This window comes from Bartonella sp. TT110JLCBS, assembly GCF_042193405.1.
Taxonomy (GTDB): domain Bacteria; phylum Pseudomonadota; class Alphaproteobacteria; order Rhizobiales; family Rhizobiaceae; genus Bartonella.
In genome coordinates this window covers 1-832 of sequence record NZ_JBHILT010000171.1, presented here as the reverse complement: position 1 = coordinate 832, position 832 = coordinate 1, and the positions used below count along the sequence as shown (strand labels likewise).

Annotated in this window: 1 protein-coding gene and 1 pseudogene; both read left to right on the top strand. The window is 42.4% G+C overall.

Features of this window, described 5'->3' with window-relative positions; genetic code table 11:
* A pseudogene (locus ACFILW_RS10250) lies at positions 1-341 on the top strand (hypothetical protein); the annotation flags it as partial.
* A gap of 22 nt (positions 342-363) precedes the next feature.
* On the top strand, positions 364-801 hold the full coding sequence (locus ACFILW_RS10245) for a hypothetical protein (protein WP_375685786.1): 438 nt from the start codon (positions 364-366) through the stop codon (positions 799-801).
* The last annotated feature ends 31 nt before the right edge of the window (positions 802-832 follow it).

The following is an 832-nucleotide window of genomic DNA, read 5'->3' as shown; positions in this document are numbered from 1 at the left end:
TGAAAGTCGAAATTGCAAAGTTTCGAGATTTTTGGAAAGCCTGTGCAGGAAAGAATGCTATCAAACGTGATTGGCAAGCAACATGGAGAAACTGGGTGCGAAAGGCTATCGAGGTTTTAGAAAAAACGAAAAACACGAACAACAATGGTGGAAACAATGGAAATTACACTCAAAAGCAAAAAAGCATTGGGGAACGTATCGCAGACAGTCTCCTTGATATCGGAAATCGAGGGTATTTTGAAACACATTCATGCGATGATACCTCCGAGCGGTCCGTTTGTTTTGAAGGATGGCAGCTAATTAACGAAACAGCAGGAATCGATTGCTTTAGAGACTGGTGATCAATTGCAAGAGCTCTTCGCAGTGAAGGCGGGTAAAGAGGATATAGCAAAAGCTATTCGCATGCTGTCGTGTGGTTTGAAAATAGCACAACAATCAGACCATGAGGGAATGGCGTTGACCTATGGAATGGTTTTGGAAAATGTCTCTGCATGGTCACTGATGACAGTGGTCAAACGGATTTTATGTGATGAAATAAATTGTTTATCCGATACGTTTTTTCCGAGCACACGAGAACTTGTCAGGTTGTGTCGTGATTTGGAAAACGATCTTTTGAGAAAAGTCAATTTTGTACGCAATGCTGTTTTGAGATTCCGTGAAAAGGAGTTGAAAGAACAAGCAGCGAAAGAGCATTCAACGCCTATAACGCTTGTTCACAAGCAAGAGCTGGAAGAGGCTTTAAATGGCAGTGGTGGGATAATGAAACGCGTTGGGGCGCAGCAAACTAGTGAAAAGTGCTGATCAGGGTACGGTTAGGTATGTGTTTAAAGCG